19 protein-coding genes are annotated in these 18,072 nt (G+C 43.4%); 1 reads left to right on the top strand and 18 read right to left on the bottom strand.

Annotated elements, in window-relative coordinates:
• Positions 1 to 33: 33 nt before the first annotated feature.
• The 15 genes from ACTNB8_RS06150 to ACTNB8_RS06220 form a co-directional block, all read right to left on the bottom strand.
• Entirely contained in the window at positions 34 to 1,185 is a 1,152-nt protein-coding gene (locus ACTNB8_RS06150; protein ID WP_296155031.1) for a 1-propanol dehydrogenase PduQ, read from the bottom strand.
• Positions 1,186 to 1,201: 16 nt separating this feature from the next.
• Entirely contained in the window at positions 1,202 to 1,975 is a 774-nt protein-coding gene (locus ACTNB8_RS06155) for a DeoR/GlpR family DNA-binding transcription regulator (protein WP_441053175.1), read from the bottom strand.
• 30 nt (positions 1,976 to 2,005) lie between these two features.
• On the bottom strand, positions 2,006 to 2,554 hold the full coding sequence (locus ACTNB8_RS06160; RefSeq protein ID WP_296155028.1) for a BMC domain-containing protein: 549 nt from the start codon (positions 2,552 to 2,554) through the stop codon (positions 2,006 to 2,008).
• 16 nt (positions 2,555 to 2,570) lie between these two features.
• Positions 2,571 to 3,899, bottom strand: a complete 1,329-nt coding sequence (locus ACTNB8_RS06165) for a 4Fe-4S dicluster domain-containing protein (RefSeq protein ID WP_441053176.1) — start codon at positions 3,897 to 3,899, stop codon at positions 2,571 to 2,573.
• 4 nt (positions 3,900 to 3,903) lie between these two features.
• Positions 3,904 to 4,170, bottom strand: coding sequence for a EutN/CcmL family microcompartment protein (locus ACTNB8_RS06170; protein WP_296044480.1), 267 nt, complete (start codon positions 4,168 to 4,170; stop codon positions 3,904 to 3,906).
• Positions 4,171 to 4,249: 79 nt separating this feature from the next.
• The gene (locus tag ACTNB8_RS06175; protein ID WP_441053239.1) at positions 4,250 to 4,861 is read right to left on the bottom strand and encodes a phosphate propanoyltransferase; all 612 of its coding nucleotides are present in this window, start codon (positions 4,859 to 4,861) and stop codon (positions 4,250 to 4,252) included.
• A 79-nt stretch (positions 4,862 to 4,940) separates the two neighbouring features.
• Complete coding sequence (locus tag ACTNB8_RS06180) at positions 4,941 to 5,219, bottom strand: BMC domain-containing protein (protein ID WP_296044484.1); 279 nt, start codon at positions 5,217 to 5,219, stop codon at positions 4,941 to 4,943.
• A 43-nt stretch (positions 5,220 to 5,262) separates the two neighbouring features.
• Positions 5,263 to 5,583 (bottom strand): BMC domain-containing protein, encoded by a 321-nt coding sequence (locus ACTNB8_RS06185; protein WP_296155022.1) that lies wholly within the window; start codon positions 5,581 to 5,583, stop codon positions 5,263 to 5,265.
• A gap of 27 nt (positions 5,584 to 5,610) precedes the next feature.
• The gene (locus ACTNB8_RS06190) at positions 5,611 to 5,889 is read right to left on the bottom strand and encodes a BMC domain-containing protein (RefSeq protein WP_441053179.1); all 279 of its coding nucleotides are present in this window, start codon (positions 5,887 to 5,889) and stop codon (positions 5,611 to 5,613) included.
• An 80-nt stretch (positions 5,890 to 5,969) separates the two neighbouring features.
• Entirely contained in the window at positions 5,970 to 6,284 is a 315-nt protein-coding gene (locus tag ACTNB8_RS06195; protein WP_296155020.1) for a BMC domain-containing protein, read from the bottom strand.
• A gap of 47 nt (positions 6,285 to 6,331) precedes the next feature.
• A complete protein-coding gene (locus ACTNB8_RS06200; protein ID WP_441053181.1) occupies positions 6,332 to 7,558 on the bottom strand; it encodes a zinc-dependent alcohol dehydrogenase in 1,227 nt (408 codons plus the stop codon).
• An 18-nt stretch (positions 7,559 to 7,576) separates the two neighbouring features.
• Positions 7,577 to 8,965 (bottom strand): aldehyde dehydrogenase family protein, encoded by a 1,389-nt coding sequence (locus tag ACTNB8_RS06205; RefSeq protein WP_441053183.1) that lies wholly within the window; start codon positions 8,963 to 8,965, stop codon positions 7,577 to 7,579.
• A 51-nt stretch (positions 8,966 to 9,016) separates the two neighbouring features.
• Positions 9,017 to 9,874: a class II aldolase/adducin family protein gene (locus ACTNB8_RS06210; RefSeq protein WP_441053185.1), complete on the bottom strand. Its 858-nt coding sequence runs from the start codon at positions 9,872 to 9,874 to the stop codon at positions 9,017 to 9,019.
• Between the two features lie 168 nt (positions 9,875 to 10,042).
• On the bottom strand, positions 10,043 to 10,834 hold the full coding sequence (locus tag ACTNB8_RS06215) for a glycyl-radical enzyme activating protein (protein ID WP_441053187.1): 792 nt from the start codon (positions 10,832 to 10,834) through the stop codon (positions 10,043 to 10,045).
• A gap of 66 nt (positions 10,835 to 10,900) precedes the next feature.
• On the bottom strand, positions 10,901 to 13,420 hold the full coding sequence (locus tag ACTNB8_RS06220; RefSeq protein WP_441053189.1) for a glycyl radical protein: 2,520 nt from the start codon (positions 13,418 to 13,420) through the stop codon (positions 10,901 to 10,903).
• A 258-nt stretch (positions 13,421 to 13,678) separates the two neighbouring features.
• Here ACTNB8_RS06220 and ACTNB8_RS06225 point away from each other — a divergent pair, with 258 nt between their 5' ends.
• A complete protein-coding gene (locus ACTNB8_RS06225) occupies positions 13,679 to 14,392 on the top strand; it encodes a phosphatase (RefSeq protein ID WP_441053191.1) in 714 nt (237 codons plus the stop codon).
• A 622-nt stretch (positions 14,393 to 15,014) separates the two neighbouring features.
• Here the strand turns inward: ACTNB8_RS06225 and ACTNB8_RS06230 are convergent.
• The 3 genes from ACTNB8_RS06230 to ACTNB8_RS06240 all read right to left on the bottom strand — a co-directional run bounded on the left by ACTNB8_RS06230 (position 15,015) and on the right by ACTNB8_RS06240 (position 18,053).
• A complete protein-coding gene (locus ACTNB8_RS06230) occupies positions 15,015 to 15,302 on the bottom strand; it encodes a cysteine-rich small domain-containing protein (protein ID WP_441053193.1) in 288 nt (95 codons plus the stop codon).
• A 157-nt stretch (positions 15,303 to 15,459) separates the two neighbouring features.
• Complete coding sequence (locus ACTNB8_RS06235) at positions 15,460 to 16,467, bottom strand: uroporphyrinogen decarboxylase family protein (RefSeq protein ID WP_441053194.1); 1,008 nt, start codon at positions 16,465 to 16,467, stop codon at positions 15,460 to 15,462.
• Positions 16,468 to 16,487: 20 nt separating this feature from the next.
• The gene (locus tag ACTNB8_RS06240) at positions 16,488 to 18,053 is read right to left on the bottom strand and encodes a PucR family transcriptional regulator (RefSeq protein ID WP_441053195.1); all 1,566 of its coding nucleotides are present in this window, start codon (positions 18,051 to 18,053) and stop codon (positions 16,488 to 16,490) included.
• Positions 18,054 to 18,072 lie beyond the last annotated feature (19 nt).

An 18,072-nucleotide genomic window follows, 5' to 3' on the forward strand; every position in this document is an offset into this window, starting at 1 on the left:
GGCATCTCCTGTTTCAAATTACAAACTCCGTGATCAGAATGACCAGAGTTTTGTATAGATTTTAACAATATCTTCCTTTTTCGGTACTCTTGGATTAGTTGGTGTGCAGGCATCTGCAAGTGCCATATCTGCCATCTTGTCCACAGCTGCAAAATAAGCATCCGGTGTAATAGTTCCAATTTCCTGAATTGTCATAGGAATGTTCATTTCTTTCTGCATAAACTGGATCCAGTTTACGAGAGAACGTACACTCATAACCTGGTTATAATTACTTAATCCAAGAATATGAGCAATAGATGCATATCTTTCTACAGAAGGAAGATATTCTTTCTGGCTCCTGCTCTGTTTGTTGATATTTGAGTTAAATTCAACAATATGAGGCAGCAACATTGCATTTGCTCTTCCATGAGGAATATGGAACATTGCGCCCAGCTGATGAGCCATACTGTGGGTAATTCCCAGACCTGCGGTATTAAAGGAAAGTCCCGCAAGACAGGAAGCTACATGCATTTTCTTTCTTGCATGCATATCACTGCCGTCAAGATAAGCTCTCAGAAGAAATACTCCGCATATTTCGATTGCTTTCTCTGCCAGTGCTGCTGAAAATTCATTATGATCTGTACTTACATAGGATTCCAGTGCATGGGTGAATACGTCCATACCTGTATCTGCTGTAATTGCCGGAGGCACACTTTTTACAAGTTCTGCATCCAGGATTGCTTCATCTGCTGTAAGGCTGGATGATACAAGTGGATATTTTACTTTTGCTTCAGTGTCATTTACTACTGCAAAAGAGGTAACCTCTGATCCGGTTCCACTTGTTGTTGGAATAGCAATCAGACCAACATCACTGTAATGGTTGATCTTAAGTGCAAACTCACGAATAGCCTTGGAGGAGTCAATTGCTGATCCACCGCCGACTGCAATGATTGCTTCCGGCTGATAGGTAAGAAATTTCTTTACTCCATCTGCGATTTTGTCAACAGGCGCATCCGGTACTACATTATGGAAAATATCGTACTCGATTCTGCCTTTCTCCAGGGGTGCTGTAATCAGGTCAATCATTTTGCTCTGAACAACAAACGGGTCTGTAATGATCAGAACTCTTTTGTATGGTATCTGCTCCAGACGCTCCAGTGCATTGTCTCCAAAATGAATGACTGTTTTCATTCCAAAGGTCTTCATCTCTGTTGCTCCTTTTCTATGGCTGCATATCAGGATATCTGCATTCCACTCCTGCTTCTGCAAAATATCCCATCCATTTATCAGATGGTTTTCTGTCTGTTACAACCACATCTACATCCCGCAGAGTTCCTGCAACGGAAAATGCGGTCTGATCAAATTTAGTGCTGTCTACAACCAGAATCTTTTTTCTTCCTGATGCGATCATTGCTTTTTTTGTGGTACCGAAGGATTCCTTGGATTCCATAATACCCCATTCATGATCGAGGGCTTTGCACGAAAAAATGGTCTTGTCCACATAATAGGAACGGATCACTTCTTCTGTCCTTGCACCCAGGAAAGCCAGATAGCCTTCTTTCATCACGCCTCCTGTGGAAATAATGTTCCATCCGGATACGTCAGATAATTCGAGAAGGATTTCCATGGAATTGGTGATCACGGTAAGACGTTCTTTTTCTTTCAATGCTTTGGCAATAAACACTGCCGTAGTACTCGCATCCAGAAAGATATGGTCTCCTTCTTTCACCAGAGAAGCCACTATCTCAGCCATTTTCTGTTTTCCGCTTACATTCTGGTTCTTGCGGATATTAAAGGGCAGATCAATACTTACATCTTCTTTTATGACGGCACCACCGTAACTCTTTGTGGCAAGCCCCTCTTTTTCGAGTTTGTCAAGATCTCGACGAATGGTTTCCTCGGAAACTCCATAGAGCTGACTCAGTTCGCTGACTACAACTCTTTTTTCTGCCTGAAGCTTCTCAAGGATCAAATTACGCCTTTCCAGTGCCAGCATTGAATTTGCCCCCTTTTTTATAGTTAGTTTTTATAATATTTTGTCGATCATACGCTGATCAGGATGTGCGATTACGGAAGAATCCAGATACATTCCTTTGGATGCAACCAGTTCTTTTGCTTTTTCAATAGATGCTTCTACTGCGGAAACTTCTCCTGTAAGAAGCATATATGATTTACCACACATACCTTTTGCGATACGCAGCTCAATAACATCTACGATAGCTGTTTTTGCTGCCTGGTCTGCTGCTTCGATAATAGATGCAGCATCATATGTCTCCAGAATACCCAGAGCACTGATTCCTTCTATTACAGTTGTTCCATACATAGCCGGGAAAAGGGATTCATGAGGATTACCCAGTACAAAACTGTCGATACATTTATCTTCATATGTAGTAACTGCTGCATCAACAGCTGCCTTTACCGCACTTAAATCGCCTGTGATAATTGCAATATATTTACCCGGACATACGGTCTGCGCCTCGACGATCTCAACTTCAGAGGTCTTTACCATGGCATCTGCTGCTGTGATACCAGTGGCAGTCGTTTTAAATTCAATCATTCCGATTGCTTTACTCATGTTCTGCACGTCCTTTCTACTTTGCTGCAATTATGATATGACGATCTGTTACTTCGGTTACTTTTCCGGAAAGACTTGCGTGAATGTTAACGCTTAATCCGTCTGCATGTTTTGCAATGATCTGTCCCTTTGTTACCATGTCGCCTGTTTTCACAATTGCCTGTGCCGGTGCGCCGATATGCTGGCTCAGAAGCACTTTTACCTTGGATACAGGAACAATGTCCTCTATCAGCGGTGCATCTTTGTCATACTTGGTCAGTCCAAGTCTTGCCATCAGACGTTCTTCCGGAACTTTACGGTACTCTCTTGATTCTTTGACCGGTACCGGCTGTACTCCCTGAGGAGGTCTGATTCCTGCTTTACGAAGTCCGCCTTTCATGTCTGCAAGAAGTGTTCTTGGTGCCAGACTCTGAGGGCAGGCATACATTTCGCAGACACCACAGGAGCAGCAGAATGCAGAATCAATATATGGATTCACATCTCTGAAGTCTCCGGCTGATGCAGCTCTCATAAAGCGTGCCGGATCAATAGGATGTCCAAGATTATGTCTCGGGCAAAGGTCCGTACAGGTATTACACTGGCAGCAGATAGATGCTGCGCGTTTCAGGTCAATTGCAGATGTTCTCTGCTTCTTCATTACAATTACGTGGTCCTTTGGAAAAACCAGTACTGCATTTGTTGTTTTGGTCACCGGATCAGATCCGCTGCCGATACGTCCCATCATAGGACCGCCAACAAAATAAACAGGGTCTTTGGTTGTGACATTTCCAGCCTGTGCAACTACTTCATCCAGCGTACATCCAAGAGGAACATGGACAGTTACCGGATTATCTACTTCTGCAACAACGGACACATATTTCTCTGTTACCGGTTTCTGTTCTTCCAGTGCTCGATACAGATTGTACATAGTCTCTACGTTGTATACGATCACACCCTGTTCAATAGGAAGACCACCAGGTCTTACAACTCTCTTGGTTGCCTCGTAGATCAGTACAACTTCATCTCCCATTGGATAAACTTCATCAAGAAGATGAATTCTCATTCCCGGGAATTCTTCTATATGCTGCTGCAGTGCCCGTATAGTCTGCACATAAGATTTTTTGATACCGATGATTGCTTCATTGGCACCTACAGTCTCTCTGACCAGGTTAAATGCCTTCATGATCTCATATGCATGTTTTTCAAGCAGTTGTCTGTGAAGTTTCAGCAATGGTTCACATTCTGCACAGTTCATAAGAATTGTGTCCGCCTTATCGGTAAGCTTGGCATAAGACGGAAATCCTGCGCCACCTGCACCAACTACACCGTTGTCCTGCATTATTTTCTGTAAATCTTTGATTTCCATGGCGTTACTCCAATCCTGCACCGTCATCAATGATACCTACAATAGCAGCATCAATGGGTGCTGTTTCTTCGCCGCAGCCAATTCTTGCTGCGCTTCCTTGTGCCACCAGTACGTATTCTCCGATTCCCGCTCCAATGATATCAATAGCAACAATCTGAGAAACGTCAGCTTTCATATGATGCACCGGCTCCACAATCATGAATTTCTGGCCGATTAATTTTTCGTCTTTACGTGTGGAAACTACACTTCCCACTACTTTTCCTACAATCATGTGTGCCTCCGCATAAACTCTTTTTAACCTCCTGTGCCGGTGACCCTAAGATCACCGGCTCATTCAGGAGAAATTTTATTTATTTTATGATAGTTACTGTAGTGCCTGTGGCAATCTGTGCGGCATTTGCCTCATCTGTATCAATGTGCATTTCCAGTGTAAAGCTATCGTCTACACGGATCGCAACATGATTGAAGATTGTGCCACGTTCATTATCAGCCTTAACAGAAACAATATCACCATTTTTGACGCCGGCTGCCTGAGCATCTTTTGGAGACATGTGAATGTGACGCATAGCCACAATACATCCTTCTTTAAGATAAATAGCACCCTTTGGTCCAACGATGGCAATCGGAGCACTTCCTGCAATATCACCGGACATACGAACCGGAACTTTCATTCCAAGTTTGATAGCATCTGTTGCAGATACTTCAACCTGAGAAGCTTTACGTACAGGTCCAAGGATACGAACGTTTTCAATAGCTCTGAGTTTAAGACCAACGATAGTGACAATTTCATTTGATGCAAACTGTCCGCCCATCAGATCTTTTTTCTTTGTAAGCTGATATCCTGGTCCGAATAATGCTTCTACGTGTTCCTGTGTCAGGTGAATGTGTCTTGCGGAAACACCGATCGGTACCATAAAACCTTCGCCTTTGTCTTCGCTTTTGTTAATGGCATCAATTACCATTTTTGTGATCAGTTCAATATTTTTTGTTTCCAAGAACGCACCTGCTTTCTTCCAGAAATAATTTTCCTATAAGGCTGGATTATTTGATAGCCGGAAGAATTTTTTCTACGTCTGTGTGTGGTCTCGGGATTACATGTGTAGCTACCAGTTCACCAAGTCTGGATGCTGCTGCGCTTCCGCTTTCTACTGCAGATTTAACAGCTCCTACATCTCCACGTACCATAACTGTTACCAGTCCGGATCCGATTTTTTCTGTTCCTACGAGTGCAACGTTAGCTGCTTTGCACATCTGGTCTGCTGCTTCAATTGCTGCTGTAAGTCCTCTGGTTTCAACCATTCCTAAAGCTTCCTGTGTCATGATTATATCCTCCTTATGGATCATTTAAAAATTTAATTGTTTGTTATTTTGTTTCTGTTTCAGATGCCTCTTCGGCTTTTTTCTTCCATCGGCTTGCACTCAGTTCCACAAGTTTCACAATCTCTTCATGTGGTCGTGCAATCACTGCATAACTTGCCGGTTTCTTAATTGCGTTGGCCACAGCCGCGTCAACAGCTTCGGTTACCGCCGATACATCGCCCTGTACAATAAGAGTTACCAGTCGTCCGCCCAGCTTACGTTCCCATGACGCCAGCTCAACGTCTGCAGTTTTACACATGATGTCCAGTGCATTTATAGCAGCTACAACACCTGTGATCTCAATAAAACCATATGCTTTATTCATGAGCGAACTCCTTAATATCAGTCTGTCTTATTTGATAGTAGGAAGAATTTTTTCTACATCACTATGTGGTCTCGGGATTACATGTGTAGCTACCAACTCACCAAGTCTGGATGCTGCTGCGCTTCCGCTTTCTACTGCTGCCTTAACAGCTCCTACATCTCCACGTACCATAACTGTTACCAGTCCGGATCCGATTTTTTCTGTTCCTACAAGTGCAACCTCTGCTGCTTTTGTCATTGCATCTGCTGCTTCGATTGCAGCTGTAAGTCCTCTGGTTTCAACCATTCCTAAAGCTTCCTGTGCCATGATTATTCCTCCTGAAATTCTTTGTTAATTGGATAACTGCACAGCATATAGCAGGCAGTTTAACTGGATGTCAGTGTCTGTTAATCTTTATCCAGAGCACTGATCTTCAGCATCTTCACCGTATCCTCTGTAGGATTCGGTATTACGTAATGCTGCACCACACCAGTCCGACGTTCTGCTTCTGCCATTCCGGCTTCCACAGCAGCGGTTACATCTTCCACACTTCCCCGGAACTTGATGCATACCAGAAGCGGTACTGGCAGGCTGTCTGCATTTGCAGGTTTATTCTTGTCGAATACCTCCAGGCGGACATTTGCAGCCTTACATCCGGCATCTGCCGCTACAAAGGCTGTTGCCAGCCCGAACACTTCCAAAATTCCTACAGCTTCTGCCATTTTGCTTCTCCTTTATTTACGGATTTATGTAACTTTACAGTCACTTATTATTTGTTAACGATTGCAATCTTCAGACCTGTCATTGCCAGGTTTGTTTCCAGTGCTTCGTTGATCTCTTCAAGTGGGAACTTGTGAGTGATCAGGTCAGACATCGGAAGTCCGATTGCTTTTGCTCTCTTAAGGAAATCAAATGTTGTTGCATAATCTCTCAGGTTGTATACCCAGGAACCAACAAGGTTGATTTCTTTGGAGCAGAGGTCAAAGTGCGGGTTGATTGTTGCATCTCCACCATTGATGAAGAAACCAAGTTCGCAGAGACCACCACCGTTGCGGATAAATTTGTAGATGTTTGCATGTGCATGCGGATTTCCTGTGCACTGGAATGCAAAATCTGCAAGATGACCTTCCTGAGCTTCCTTTACAGCTTCTGTCAGAGCTTCAAGTCCCTGATGCTGTGTGAAGTCTACAGTTGCGTTTGCGCCCATTTTCTTGGCAAATTCAAGACGTTTTGCGTTTCCGTCTACAGCGCAGATATTCTGAACACCCATTGTGTGAAGAACAGCGATGCAGATAAGACCAATCGGTCCGCAGCCCTGAACAACAACTCTGCTGTTGAATTTCAGGATGCCTGTTGTTTTTGCTCTTTCAACTGCATGTACAAGTACTGCACATGGCTCGATGAGGATACGGGAATCCAGATCCAGATCACTTACATTGAAGAATGTGGAGCCAAAATTTCCACCTCTGATGAAGATGTAATCAGCAAACCATCCGTTGAATTTTACATCATCATCCGGAAGAAGTCCATAGACATCAGCTCCGCCGACATTTTTTTTGTTCAGGTCGAACATTGTGATTTCCGGATCATCTTTGAAGATCATACAAGTAACAACTTTATCGCCTACTTTAACCGGTTTTCCGGCTGTATCAACTTTAACGTTTTTACCCATTGCAACAATCTCACCTGTTCCCTCATGTCCGAGAACTACAGGGATAAGTCCGAACGGGTCATTTTTATATTCATGAGCATCTGTTCCGCAGACACCGCAGCCTTCTACTTTAACAAGGATATCGTCATCTCCCAGTTCCGGAAGCGGATATTCCTGAAGTTCGAAATGTTTTTTCTCGGTCATCATTGCAACACGTGCTGTTTTCGGGATTGCTTTTCCTGCAACAGGAGCTGCCGGTGCTGCTGATGCAGCCGGTGCGTTTCCGGTCATTCCGGAAAGAACCTGTTTAACAATCTCTTCGATATTTACATTATTCATATCCATTGTTTTATTTCCTCCTGATTAGCGAATGCAAAGGCTGTCTGACATTACGCAGCGTCTTCTCTTTGTGAATGTGCTTGCGCTTGTAAGTCCTTCTCCTGTACGGCTTGCGATAGTAAATGTACAGTATCCTTCTCCACCGAATCCAAGTGCTGAATAGGAAGGTCCGTTCTTAACGAGGATTGCTGTGTCGATTGCTTTCGCATATTTGGTGATGTTGTCAATGTTCTTGGAATGAATATGTGCGGAATGACGGTTTCCGTGTTCCAGCCATACTGCCTGCTCTACAGCATCGTCGAAGTCTTTTGCTCTGACGATTCCAAGGATTGGCATCATAAGCTCTGTTGTGATAAGCGGATGTTCCTTCGGTCCCTCAAAGATGATGCAGCGGATATTTGCCGGTGCATTTACCCCGATCATGGAAAGAAGTGTTCTCGCGTCACGTCCTACACATTTACGGTTCAGTTTACCTCCTGCAAGAACAACAGAGGTAAGTTTGTCCTGTTCTTCTTTTGATGCAAGATAGCAGTCATTTTCTGTAAGCATGTAGTGCATCAGTTCATCAACAACAGAAGATACTGCAACAACTTCTTTCTCAGCAATACAAGGAAGGTTGTTGTCAAATGTACATCCGTTTACGATGTCCTGAGCTGCTTTGCGGATATCTGCTGTTTCATCAACAACTGCCGGCGGGTTTCCTGCTCCTGCTCCGATTCCTCTCTTACCTGAAGAAAGAACTGCGGTTACAACGCCAGGACCGCCTGTTGCTGCGATCAGCGGAATATCTTTATGTTTCATCATGATATTGCTTGTTTCAAGGGTTGGCTTCTCAACTGTTACTGCGATGTTGTCCGGTCCGCCTGCTTCCAGGGAAGCTTCGTTTACCAGGTTGATCGCAAAGATGGAAGTCTTGATTGCTGCCGGGTGTGGATTGAATACTACTGTATTTCCGCCTGCGAGCATTCCTATTGTATTACAGAGAATTGTTTCACTCGGGTTTGTACAAGGTGTGATCGCACCGATAACACCAAAAGGTCCCATTTCGATCAGTGTCAGTCCTCTGTCACCAGACCATGCAGTAGTTGTAATGTCTTCTGTACCAGGTGTTTTGTCTGCTACCAGATGATGTTTGAGGATTTTGTCCCCTACATTTCCCATTCCGGTTTCATCAACGCCCATACGAGCCATAACTTCTGCATTTTCTTTAATTTTTTTACGAATGCAGGTAATGATTTTTTCTCTCTGATCCATGGACATTTTCTTTACGATCAGTTCGGACTTCTTTGCAGCCTCGATTGCATCGTTCATATCTTTGAAAATACCATGTTTACCGGTCGGAGCATCTGCAATCTGCATTTTTGCCATAACTTCCTGTACAATATCCTGTACCATGCTCTCACTTATTGGCATGAGATTGTCCTCCTTAATATGAAGAGTTAAACAAAATTTGTTTTACTCTGATTATTTCATTCCAAGCTGTTCCATAACTTTTTTGGTGATTGCTGCAACCAGTTCAGCATCGTTTCCAGCTGGTGCTGCTGCTGTATCTTTACCAACAAAGTCATACTGATATCCTGGGAACTGTTTGTAATCTTCGTTGTGGCAGGCTCCACCACAGTTATGGCAGTTCTTTCCGTCTTTGTTCAGACAGATGTTTGCAGGATGTTTTCCTGGCATACCGAATTTACGACGGATTGCATAAAGTTTTTCGATGTTTTCTTTGTCGAATTCCTTTGGTCCGCCAAGAACTTTGCTCTGATACAGAAGCTGTGCATAGAATTCAACGGATTCCATCTTCATGTATGCTGCGTTCAGGTCTGTGCTCCATGTAAGAGCTCCGTGGTTCTCAAGAAGAACTGCATCGAAGTATGGAAGGTATTTTTCCAGATTATCCGGAATTTCCATTGTGGAAGGTGTACCGTACTCAGCGATCGGAACACATCCAAGAGCGATAACAGCTTCAGGCATGATCGGCTGTGTCAGCGGAATACCAGCGATTGCAAAAGAAGTTGCATAGATTGGATGAGCATGTACAACAGATCCAACGTCCGGTCTCTGCTGATATACTCTCATATGCATTTTGATTTCTGAAGATGGTTTGAATCCCGGGTTAGCCTGGATTACGTTACCTTCTTTATCTACTTTACAGATAAACTCTGGTGTCATAAATCCTTTGGATACACCTGTTGGTGTGCAGAGGAATTCGTTGTCATTCAGTTTTACGGAAATATTTCCGTCGTTTGCTGCTACCATGTTACGGTCGTAGATACGTTTTCCGATGTCACAGATCTGTTTTTTGATTTCAAATTCGTTTACCATGCTTGTTTTCCTCCTTAAGCAATTTGGTTGGTTTCTTTTTTATTTCTAAGGAGATTTTACTCCTTATGCCCTATATTGTCAAGAAAATATCGTTGTTTTCTGTTGTTTTATTGGGTTTTTTGTGTTGTTTTTATTGTTTTGTTAATTTTGTGTTATCTGTGTCTCCGATCAGCCGCCAATCTGAACCTTCAGAGAGCTTGCCGCCTCGGCAGCTTTCTTCAGAGTGTCCATTTTTTCCTGTGTCGGCGGAAGGATTCCTTCCATTAAATATGGTCTTCCAAGTCCTTCATATTTATCCTGGCCAAGACGGTGATACGGAAGCAGGTGGATCTGTTTTACTCCCGGAAGTGTGTCCGCAAAAGAGGCGATCCCCTGTATTTCCTCTACTGTATCATTAAATGTCGGAATAACCGGTACACGGATTATAAGCTTTGTCTGTCCGGAAAGTGCAACCTTTCTGGCATTTTCCATCATCAGGTCATTTGCACGGCCTGTAAAGGCTTTGTGCTTTTCCGGATTTGTATGCTTGATATCCATAAGATAAAGATCGAGATAAGGAAGTATCGATTCGATCACCTCATACGGTGCACATGCCATACTCTCCAAAGCTGTGTTGATTCCATGCTCTTTCGCAGCTCTCAGCATATCTCTGGCGAATTCAGGCTGGCAGAGGCTTTCACCTCCGGAAAGAGTCAGACCTCCGCCCGAGCGGCGGTAGTAAGCTCTGTCTTTTTCTACCTCAGCAATCATTTCTGCCACTGTAACGTCTCTGCCGATGACCTTATCCTTTCCGAGAACTTTCATTGTCTGAATCTTATATTCCTGTGACTCCGGGTTACAGCACCATCTGCAACGCAGCACACAGCCTTTCAGGAATACGATTGTTCTGATCCCCGGTCCATCATGTACTGAATACCTCTGGATATCAAATATACGGCCCTTAGTGTTTAAATAGTCCATGTTCTACCTCTTTTCAGATGTGCAGGCTCGATTCTTTCATCACCTGCCGCACATCTGAATTTGTAATCAAAATCCCTGTTCAGTTCTTCTGATAATGTCATCCTGAAGTGATCGGGAAAGTGTGGTAAACAGTGCGCTGTATCCTGCAACACGAACAACCAGATGCGCATAATTCTCCGGATGTTTCTGTGCATCAAGAAGTGTTTCTCTGTCTACAACGTTGAACTGCATATGCATACCTTTCTGATCAAAGAATCCCTGGATCAGTGCTACAAATTTCTCCAGTCCTTCTCTTCCCGCCAGCGCTGACGGATGGAACTTCTGGTTGAACAGTGTACCGTTGGATACAATAAAGTGATCAAGTCTGGAAACTGATGTAGCTGCAGCTGTCGGTCCGTTTACGTCCTTGCCTGATGACGGTGAAACACCATCTGCAACAGGTGTATGAGCATAACGTCCATCTGGTGTGGCTCCTGTCTGTCCGCCCAGCGGTACGTTTGCAGATACCGGATAAAGTCCTGCCTGGAACTGTCCTCCACGCGGGTTTTTGTAGTTCTGGAGCGGACGTGTATATGTGTAGGCAACATCCCTTGCAAAATAATCCACATCATCAATGGCATTTCCAAATTTCGGAACTTCATCAATCATCTGATGGATCTCACCAAATCTGCGAAGCTGCTCTTCTGTAGGTTTCAGTCTCATCACCGTCTGAAGTACAGCTTTTGCAACATCTTCGCTGATTGCCATGCCGCCTTCCTGCATACCTTTCAGGATCATTTCTGTCATATCTGCCGCTGACTTTTCATCAAGGCCTTTGTCATAGTTCCATGCCAGAGCTTCTTTATATTCTTTCATGGAAACTTTTTTCTCTTCATATACAAGCTTACGAATCGCATAGAGTGAATCTGCCATGTTCGCAATACCAAATCCCTGAGGTCCTGTAAAGTTATAAACAGCACCGCCCTGTTCTACTGTAAGACCTCTTTCCATACAGTCATCTACCATGGAAGCCAGGAACGGAAGCGGGCATCTCTCTGCGTGTGCAACATCAATAGCATTATCTGCATTTACCATAAGTGAGATGCAGTATTCCATCTGTTTCTTATATGCATCATAGAATTCTTCAAATGTAGTCATCTTTGTGACATCGCCTGTCGGGATTCCTACCATCTCACCTTTATCTTTTCCGTTTGCAAAAACAAGTTCCAGAGGACGGCACATATTGAAGAATGCGGCATCATGCCACCCGTTTGTCTTGCCGGATTTCTGTGGCTCCACACAGCCGATGATATTGTATTCTCTCGCGTCTTCCAGAGAAAGTCCTCTGTTTTGAAGTGCCGGGATAATAACTTCATCATTATAGTAAGCCGGAAGTCCGATACCGGTTCTCGTAAGTTCAGCTGCCTTGATCAACAGTTCATGAGGTGAACCGTTCCATACACGGATAGAAAGTGACGGCATCGGCAGGAAAACATGTTTGGAAGCCTGAATGCACATAAAAGAAAGGTCATTTGTCACATCTTCTCCATCTTTATTCTGACCGCCTACGATCAGATTCTGGAAAAGGCTGTAACCTGCAAATCCTTCTGCTGAAACAGCATCACGACATTTATTCAGGTCATTGAGTTTCACCCAGATACAATCTATAAGTTCCTGTGCAAATTCTCTGGTGATAATGCCTCTGTCCATATCCGCTTTATAATACGGGTACATATACTGATCAAAACGTCCGGGTGAAATTGAATGTCCACTGGATTCCATTTGGATCAGCTGCTGTACAAACCAGAATGACTGACATGCCTCATAAAAGCTTGTCGCACCATTGGCAGGCACACGACTGCAGTTCTGAGAAATCTTCAGTAATTCCTGTTTACGTACAGGATCTGTACATTCTGCTGCCATTTGAGCAGCCAGTCTGGAATAACGCTCTGCATATTCGATCACGGCCTGGCAGGACAGGATCACTGCTTTAAGAAAATGGCTCTTTCTTGCGTAATTGCCGTCTCCGACCTGGCATTTTGCCAGTTCTTTCTGAGCTTTTTCTATGATTCCCTTATAGCCGATTGCCAGAACTTCTTCGTATTTAACAGTTATGTGTCCTACACCATTATAAAAATAGTTTCCAGGTGTAAAGATATTATGTTCGATCGCTTTTATTGCTTCCGGTGCCATATAAGAGGTAGCCAGTTCACTGGAGGTTTTACCTTTCCAGTATTTATGTATTTCTCTTAATTCCTGTTTGGTTTCCTCGGCAATATAAAAAGGATCTGCACTTCTGGTTTCAACTGTATCCAGCTCATCTTCCAGCCACTGATAGGAAAATTCCGGGAAAGTCTGGCAGCCTCGTGGTGCGATGGTACTGCTTCCTACGATCAGTTCATCATCTCGAATGATGATTGGAATATTCCGAAGTATATGGGCAAAAGCTTCCGCACGTCTGGAGACCATTGGCTCGCCTTCGGTAGCCTTATATGACTCTGTAAGAAGTTTCGCCCTGGAAGATTCGATAACCGGCATTTTTGCGTAAAGCGCTTTTACCAGTTTCGGTATCCTGGATGATTTTGGAACATCTGTGGTATTAAACATCTCCACAATCTCCTTTCTTAATTCATATACTGCAATTATACCTGACACCGTCTTCTATGTCAACAAAAATCAACATGTACATTTTTGTTTTTGTGAGGGTTTTGTTGTGGTTTTTGTTGTGATTTTGTTTGTTTTTTGTTGAATTGTGCAAAAAATATATTTTTTTAATTGACATTCCATATTTGTACTGTCATACTGATAATTAATACGAATTTTATTTTTATCTGCATCTTTCTTCTATATATAAGGAGGCTTTTTATGTACCTTTCAGATATACATACTCACACAATCGCAAGCGGTCATGGCACAACCTGCACTATTTCCGATATGGCAAAGGCCGCTTCACGCAAAGGACTGAAACTGCTCGGAATCACAGATCACGGTCCCGGCACTCTCGCATCCGGAACTTCTTCTTATTTCAGAAGTCTCACCTATGCTCCCAGGAAACGGTTCGGTCTTGAACTTCTCTACGGAGTAGAACTGAATATTCTGGATCTTGACGGAAAGGTGGATATGTCTGATGAACTTCTCTCAGAGCTGGATTATGCAATTGCAAGTATGCATGCACAGAATTTCAGAAGCGGATCTGTCAAAGAAAATACCACAGCTTATCTGAATGTCATGAGACATCCTGCGGTAAAGATTCTCGGTCACTGTGATAATCCGGCTTTTCTGGCAGATTACGAGACTCTGGCTTATTCAGCCAGACAAAACGGTGTGATATTTGAAATCAATGAAGCCTCTCTTGCGCCATACGGATACAGAGGTGATACGCGGAATAATAACAGGGAAATTCTGCGTTACTGCAGGAAATATGAAATTCCGGTTGTGTTGTCGAGTGACAGCCACGGGACAGAGCATGTAGGGGATTTTACATATGCAGAGGAATTTGTGCATGAAGAAATGTTTCCTGAAAACCTTATCCTTAACAATAATATTCCCCGGTTGAAGATGATACTGAGTGAGCGGTGATTTATAATTTAAATACGGAAATATGTCCAGAAACACAGCACTTATCCACGATAATGACACGCTGCGTTTTCGGATTCCTCCAGCGCGCTGATTTGGAACTGTCTCCGCAGAACTCGCACTTCGTGCTCAGACAAGCTGCGACAGTCCCAGCTAGCGCAGTCGGAATCTGCGAAAGCCTTGCTAAGTTACCTAACCAGTCTGCTATGTGTTTTTAAATTTTTCCTGTATGTAGATAAGAAAAAACTTCCCTTCCTCTCTTCCGTATCATCTTTGTGGTGCCACCACACCCCGGGTCACTTCACGGTCCTTCGGGCCGCGGTCCGCTGGCGCCGCCCCTGTACCGGAAAGAGGAGGCAGAGCTGTGCGGAGTACATAATGTACGTAATGCAGAGAGCCAGTTAAAACGATAGGTAAAAATCGACCCATGTTTCCGTTTTATGAACCTAGCAAGGCTTTCGAGGATACGCAACGTGCCAGCTGCTGCTGTGAAGCATTGTCTGAGCACCTCCGGTGCGAGTTATGCGGAGCAGCTGCAAACAGGCGCACGTAAGTATCCCGAAAACGAAGCGTGTTCATGGAAACGGAAACATGGGTCGATTTTGTGCGTAATATACGTAACATTTTATTCTTCTCTCTGCTTTTTGATCAACTCCGCCAGTTCCTGATACTTTCCGGTTATATATCCATAATTTTGTCTTTTATGCGGTACCTGACATTCTGTACAGTCTTTTATTCCGTTCTCTGTAAACCGGAAATTCCCGCCGCAGTTTTCTCCCAGCGCATACAGCGGACAATAACAGAAGAGACAATTGAAGTTCTCCGGATCCGCGCCTTTATGGCACGGAAAGTATTCACACTCTTTGTTGCTGAAATAAGAAAAATGTTTCCCTTCCCAATATGGTTTTTCCATGATATCATCACCTCCGTTAACTTTTACACTGCTCTGATTATCGCATATTTTCTGCTTTTTATAAAGTGGAAAAAGAAACAGGCATACAGTTTTCTGCATGCCCGTTTCTTTTTATCATATTCAGGAAAGAATTTTACATTCAGGCAACAATTCCTGATCAGGAAATAGCTACTCCAAAACGTTCTTTATTATATCTGTTGATTTCATCAATCACAATATCTTCTACATGTGGATAGATTGTTCCAGGGCCACCATAAGTAATTCCCGGCCAGTATCCTTTCAGATGTCCGTACTCTTCGCAGGCACGTCTGGTTTCTTTACGGATTTCCTCTTCTGTTGCATCTTCTCTGTCAATAACAGAATCCACGCCACCCATAAGAAGCATTCTGTCTCCGACCTTCTCGGAAATAGCAGCAATATTGTTGGTATTCAAAACTCCCTGCCAGATATCCACACCGATTTCTGCCATATCTTCCACTATCGGTTCCATATAGGAATCACCATGGTGCATGACGATGACGCCCTGCGAATGAAGATAATCATAGAGTTTGCGGTATGGTTCTTTGAAGAATTCTCTCCAGACTTCCGGTGACATAAAGAGGCTTGTTTTAGAGCCCCAGTCATCATGAGAAACAATACAGTCCGGATGAAGATGTTCTACAACCAGTTTCATATAGGTAAGACGATATTCGCAGATCACATCAATAAGCTCATGCATAGCTTCCGGCTCAAGAAGGAAATTCATAAGTGTATCTTCAAAAGTCATCAGCATATGAAGCTGCTCAAAAATACCAGTCCCCATAATTACCATAGTCAGATATTTATCCTGGTCGATTTTTTCTTTTGCAGCAATGGCATCTTCCCAGCCGTCAGAGCACTTGCCGATCAGATCCGGAACTTTCACATATTTGCGCCATTCTGTCACATCTTTGATTACCTGATTTTCTTCAGTAACATAAGGAACTGCTGCCGGAGCATCTTCCGGAAACAGAATCAGTGTACCCCACTGGTCATAGGAATTAGTGCCGCGAATACGGTTTCCTCTTATCAGTTTAAAGCATGGATCTCCTGGAATACCCCTGAACATTGTAAATGAATTACATAAGCACTCAGGCTTTCCGTCTTTTTTCAATGTTTCCAGCAAATTTTGTTTTGGTGTAAGCATAAAAACCTCTCCCTTCGAATTTATTTCTGTTCATTAACCTGATTTAAATTTTCCATTATGTAAATCGACAGCCTCAGATATAGATTCTGTTTTGGCTGTGCCATATGTTCTGTATCCAGACCTGTGATCTGCTGGATTTTCCTCAAGCGATAGAACAAGGTGCTCCTTCCAACATAAAGGCTCGAAGAAGTCGCTACCGTATTCCTTTCATTTAATATATAAGTAACTAAAGTTTTGTATAATTCTGTTTTATTTTTTTTGTCATATTCCATCAACTGAATCAGTTCATGAGCGCAGAGATCTTCCGGGCTGAATTCTTTACAGCAGGTATCCGAAATGTAATCAACAGCAATATCATCGAAAGTATAATACCACATCATGTCATTTTTCTTCCGACAATATTCAAACGCTATTGAAGCCTGTCTGTAATACCGTTCCAGCGCAAGGAAATCATGAAATGGATTACTGATGCCAGCTTTAAAAAGACCGTCTCGCAAAATACAGGCCATGTCCGATGTGTAGTGATTGTTAACAGAAAGATTAATAATGATGCAGATATGATCTTCCATAAAAACAGCCTTGGTTCCTGCCACTCTGGCTTCAACGTAGTTACATACGCTGGCTGCCGATCCAGGATTTCCTTCCTGTTCTTCTGCATCCATACGAATGCAGATATAGGTATCCTGCTGTTTCCACCCACACTGTCCGATTCTGCTGACAATTTCTGAATCCGGCAATTCTTTTCCCCTAAGTATGGATATGATCATCCGTTCCAACGCCCTGCTGTAGGTATTGTCCATCTTGCCTCGCCTGGCAAGAGTCAGCCGTACAAGTTCCGCCAGATATTCTGCAGCCGCAAATTGTCCTTCTTTCAGGTCGTTATCGATTTCGCAGATAACCAGTCTGCCTTCGTAGCCTCCATAACTGTTCCAGATATTTACATAAATATCCCGATATCCCCTCAGTTCTGCTGAAAATATCTGTGCATTCCGCGTAGTCATTGTCTCCAGATATTCCCTGTCTGTTTTCAGCTCATTCAGTTCTTCCAGAGGCATGATCATACAGCCGGTTCTCTCATCCTGTTCCCACGGGATCATCTTGTCTCTCCAGATCGGACAGGAGATCACTGTCATCTGGGGATCATGGACAAACAATGGGTTCTGAAAATAATCCACACTTGCTTTACAGAGATCATCCACACTTCCTTCTCTCACAAAAATATCCTGAAGATCTTCTGCCCAGGAAAGATGTTTCCTGAAAATCTCCTGGCAGAGGTTCATAAGATCCAGAATGTCTGTCTCTGCCGGCACACTCAGTAACGTGTGTTTGCTGTTCAGCCATTCTGGGGGGATTTTTCCCAGCACAATCAGGGTACAGTGCACTTTTGGCACTGTTTCCCCTGTTATATCCTGTTCTTTTATAATGTAGGCATATTGCTTTTCCAGATGGATTCCTTTTCGATAAAAGCATATTCCCCGAAGACATTTCTCATCTTCTCCCGGAACAAAGACACAATCCGGGATTTTGGACTGCATTTCATCTGCAACCATCCGAAGGTTCAGATAAAATCTGATATTTGTGCTCATAAAGATCCGTCCTTTTTTA

This window comes from Blautia sp. HCP28S3_G10 (assembly GCF_052065235.1).
Lineage (GTDB): Bacteria > Bacillota > Clostridia > Lachnospirales > Lachnospiraceae > Blautia_A.

Coding starts and splice junctions, on each gene's coding strand:
- ACTNB8_RS06155 (WP_441053175.1), bottom strand. CDS start 1,975: ATGCTGGCACTGGAAAGGCGTAATTTGATCCTTGAGAAGCTTCAGGCA.
- ACTNB8_RS06175 (WP_441053239.1), bottom strand. CDS start 4,861: ATGGTAATTGATGCCATTAACAAAAGCGAAGACAAAGGCGAAGGTTTT.
- ACTNB8_RS06190 (WP_441053179.1), bottom strand. CDS start 5,889: ATGGCACAGGAAGCTTTAGGAATGGTTGAAACCAGAGGACTTACAGCT.
- ACTNB8_RS06215 (WP_441053187.1), bottom strand. CDS start 10,834: ATGGACTATTTAAACACTAAGGGCCGTATATTTGATATCCAGAGGTAT.
- ACTNB8_RS06210 (WP_441053185.1), bottom strand. CDS start 9,874: ATGGTAAACGAATTTGAAATCAAAAAACAGATCTGTGACATCGGAAAA.
- ACTNB8_RS06150 (WP_296155031.1), bottom strand. CDS start 1,185: ATGAAGACCTTTGGAATGAAAACAGTCATTCATTTTGGAGACAATGCA.
- ACTNB8_RS06160 (WP_296155028.1), bottom strand. CDS start 2,554: ATGAGTAAAGCAATCGGAATGATTGAATTTAAAACGACTGCCACTGGT.
- ACTNB8_RS06185 (WP_296155022.1), bottom strand. CDS start 5,583: ATGAATAAAGCATATGGTTTTATTGAGATCACAGGTGTTGTAGCTGCT.
- ACTNB8_RS06195 (WP_296155020.1), bottom strand. CDS start 6,284: ATGGCAGAAGCTGTAGGAATTTTGGAAGTGTTCGGGCTGGCAACAGCC.
- ACTNB8_RS06170 (WP_296044480.1), bottom strand. CDS start 4,170: ATGATTGTAGGAAAAGTAGTGGGAAGTGTAGTTTCCACACGTAAAGAC.
- ACTNB8_RS06205 (WP_441053183.1), bottom strand. CDS start 8,965: ATGCCAATAAGTGAGAGCATGGTACAGGATATTGTACAGGAAGTTATG.
- ACTNB8_RS06165 (WP_441053176.1), bottom strand. CDS start 3,899: ATGGAAATCAAAGATTTACAGAAAATAATGCAGGACAACGGTGTAGTT.
- ACTNB8_RS06230 (WP_441053193.1), bottom strand. CDS start 15,302: ATGGAAAAACCATATTGGGAAGGGAAACATTTTTCTTATTTCAGCAAC.
- ACTNB8_RS06225 (WP_441053191.1), top strand. CDS start 13,679: ATGTACCTTTCAGATATACATACTCACACAATCGCAAGCGGTCATGGC.
- ACTNB8_RS06220 (WP_441053189.1), bottom strand. CDS start 13,420: ATGTTTAATACCACAGATGTTCCAAAATCATCCAGGATACCGAAACTG.
- ACTNB8_RS06240 (WP_441053195.1), bottom strand. CDS start 18,053: ATGAGCACAAATATCAGATTTTATCTGAACCTTCGGATGGTTGCAGAT.
- ACTNB8_RS06180 (WP_296044484.1), bottom strand. CDS start 5,219: ATGACACAGGAAGCTTTAGGAATGGTTGAAACCAGAGGACTTACAGCA.
- ACTNB8_RS06235 (WP_441053194.1), bottom strand. CDS start 16,467: ATGCTTACACCAAAACAAAATTTGCTGGAAACATTGAAAAAAGACGGA.
- ACTNB8_RS06200 (WP_441053181.1), bottom strand. CDS start 7,558: ATGGATATGAATAATGTAAATATCGAAGAGATTGTTAAACAGGTTCTT.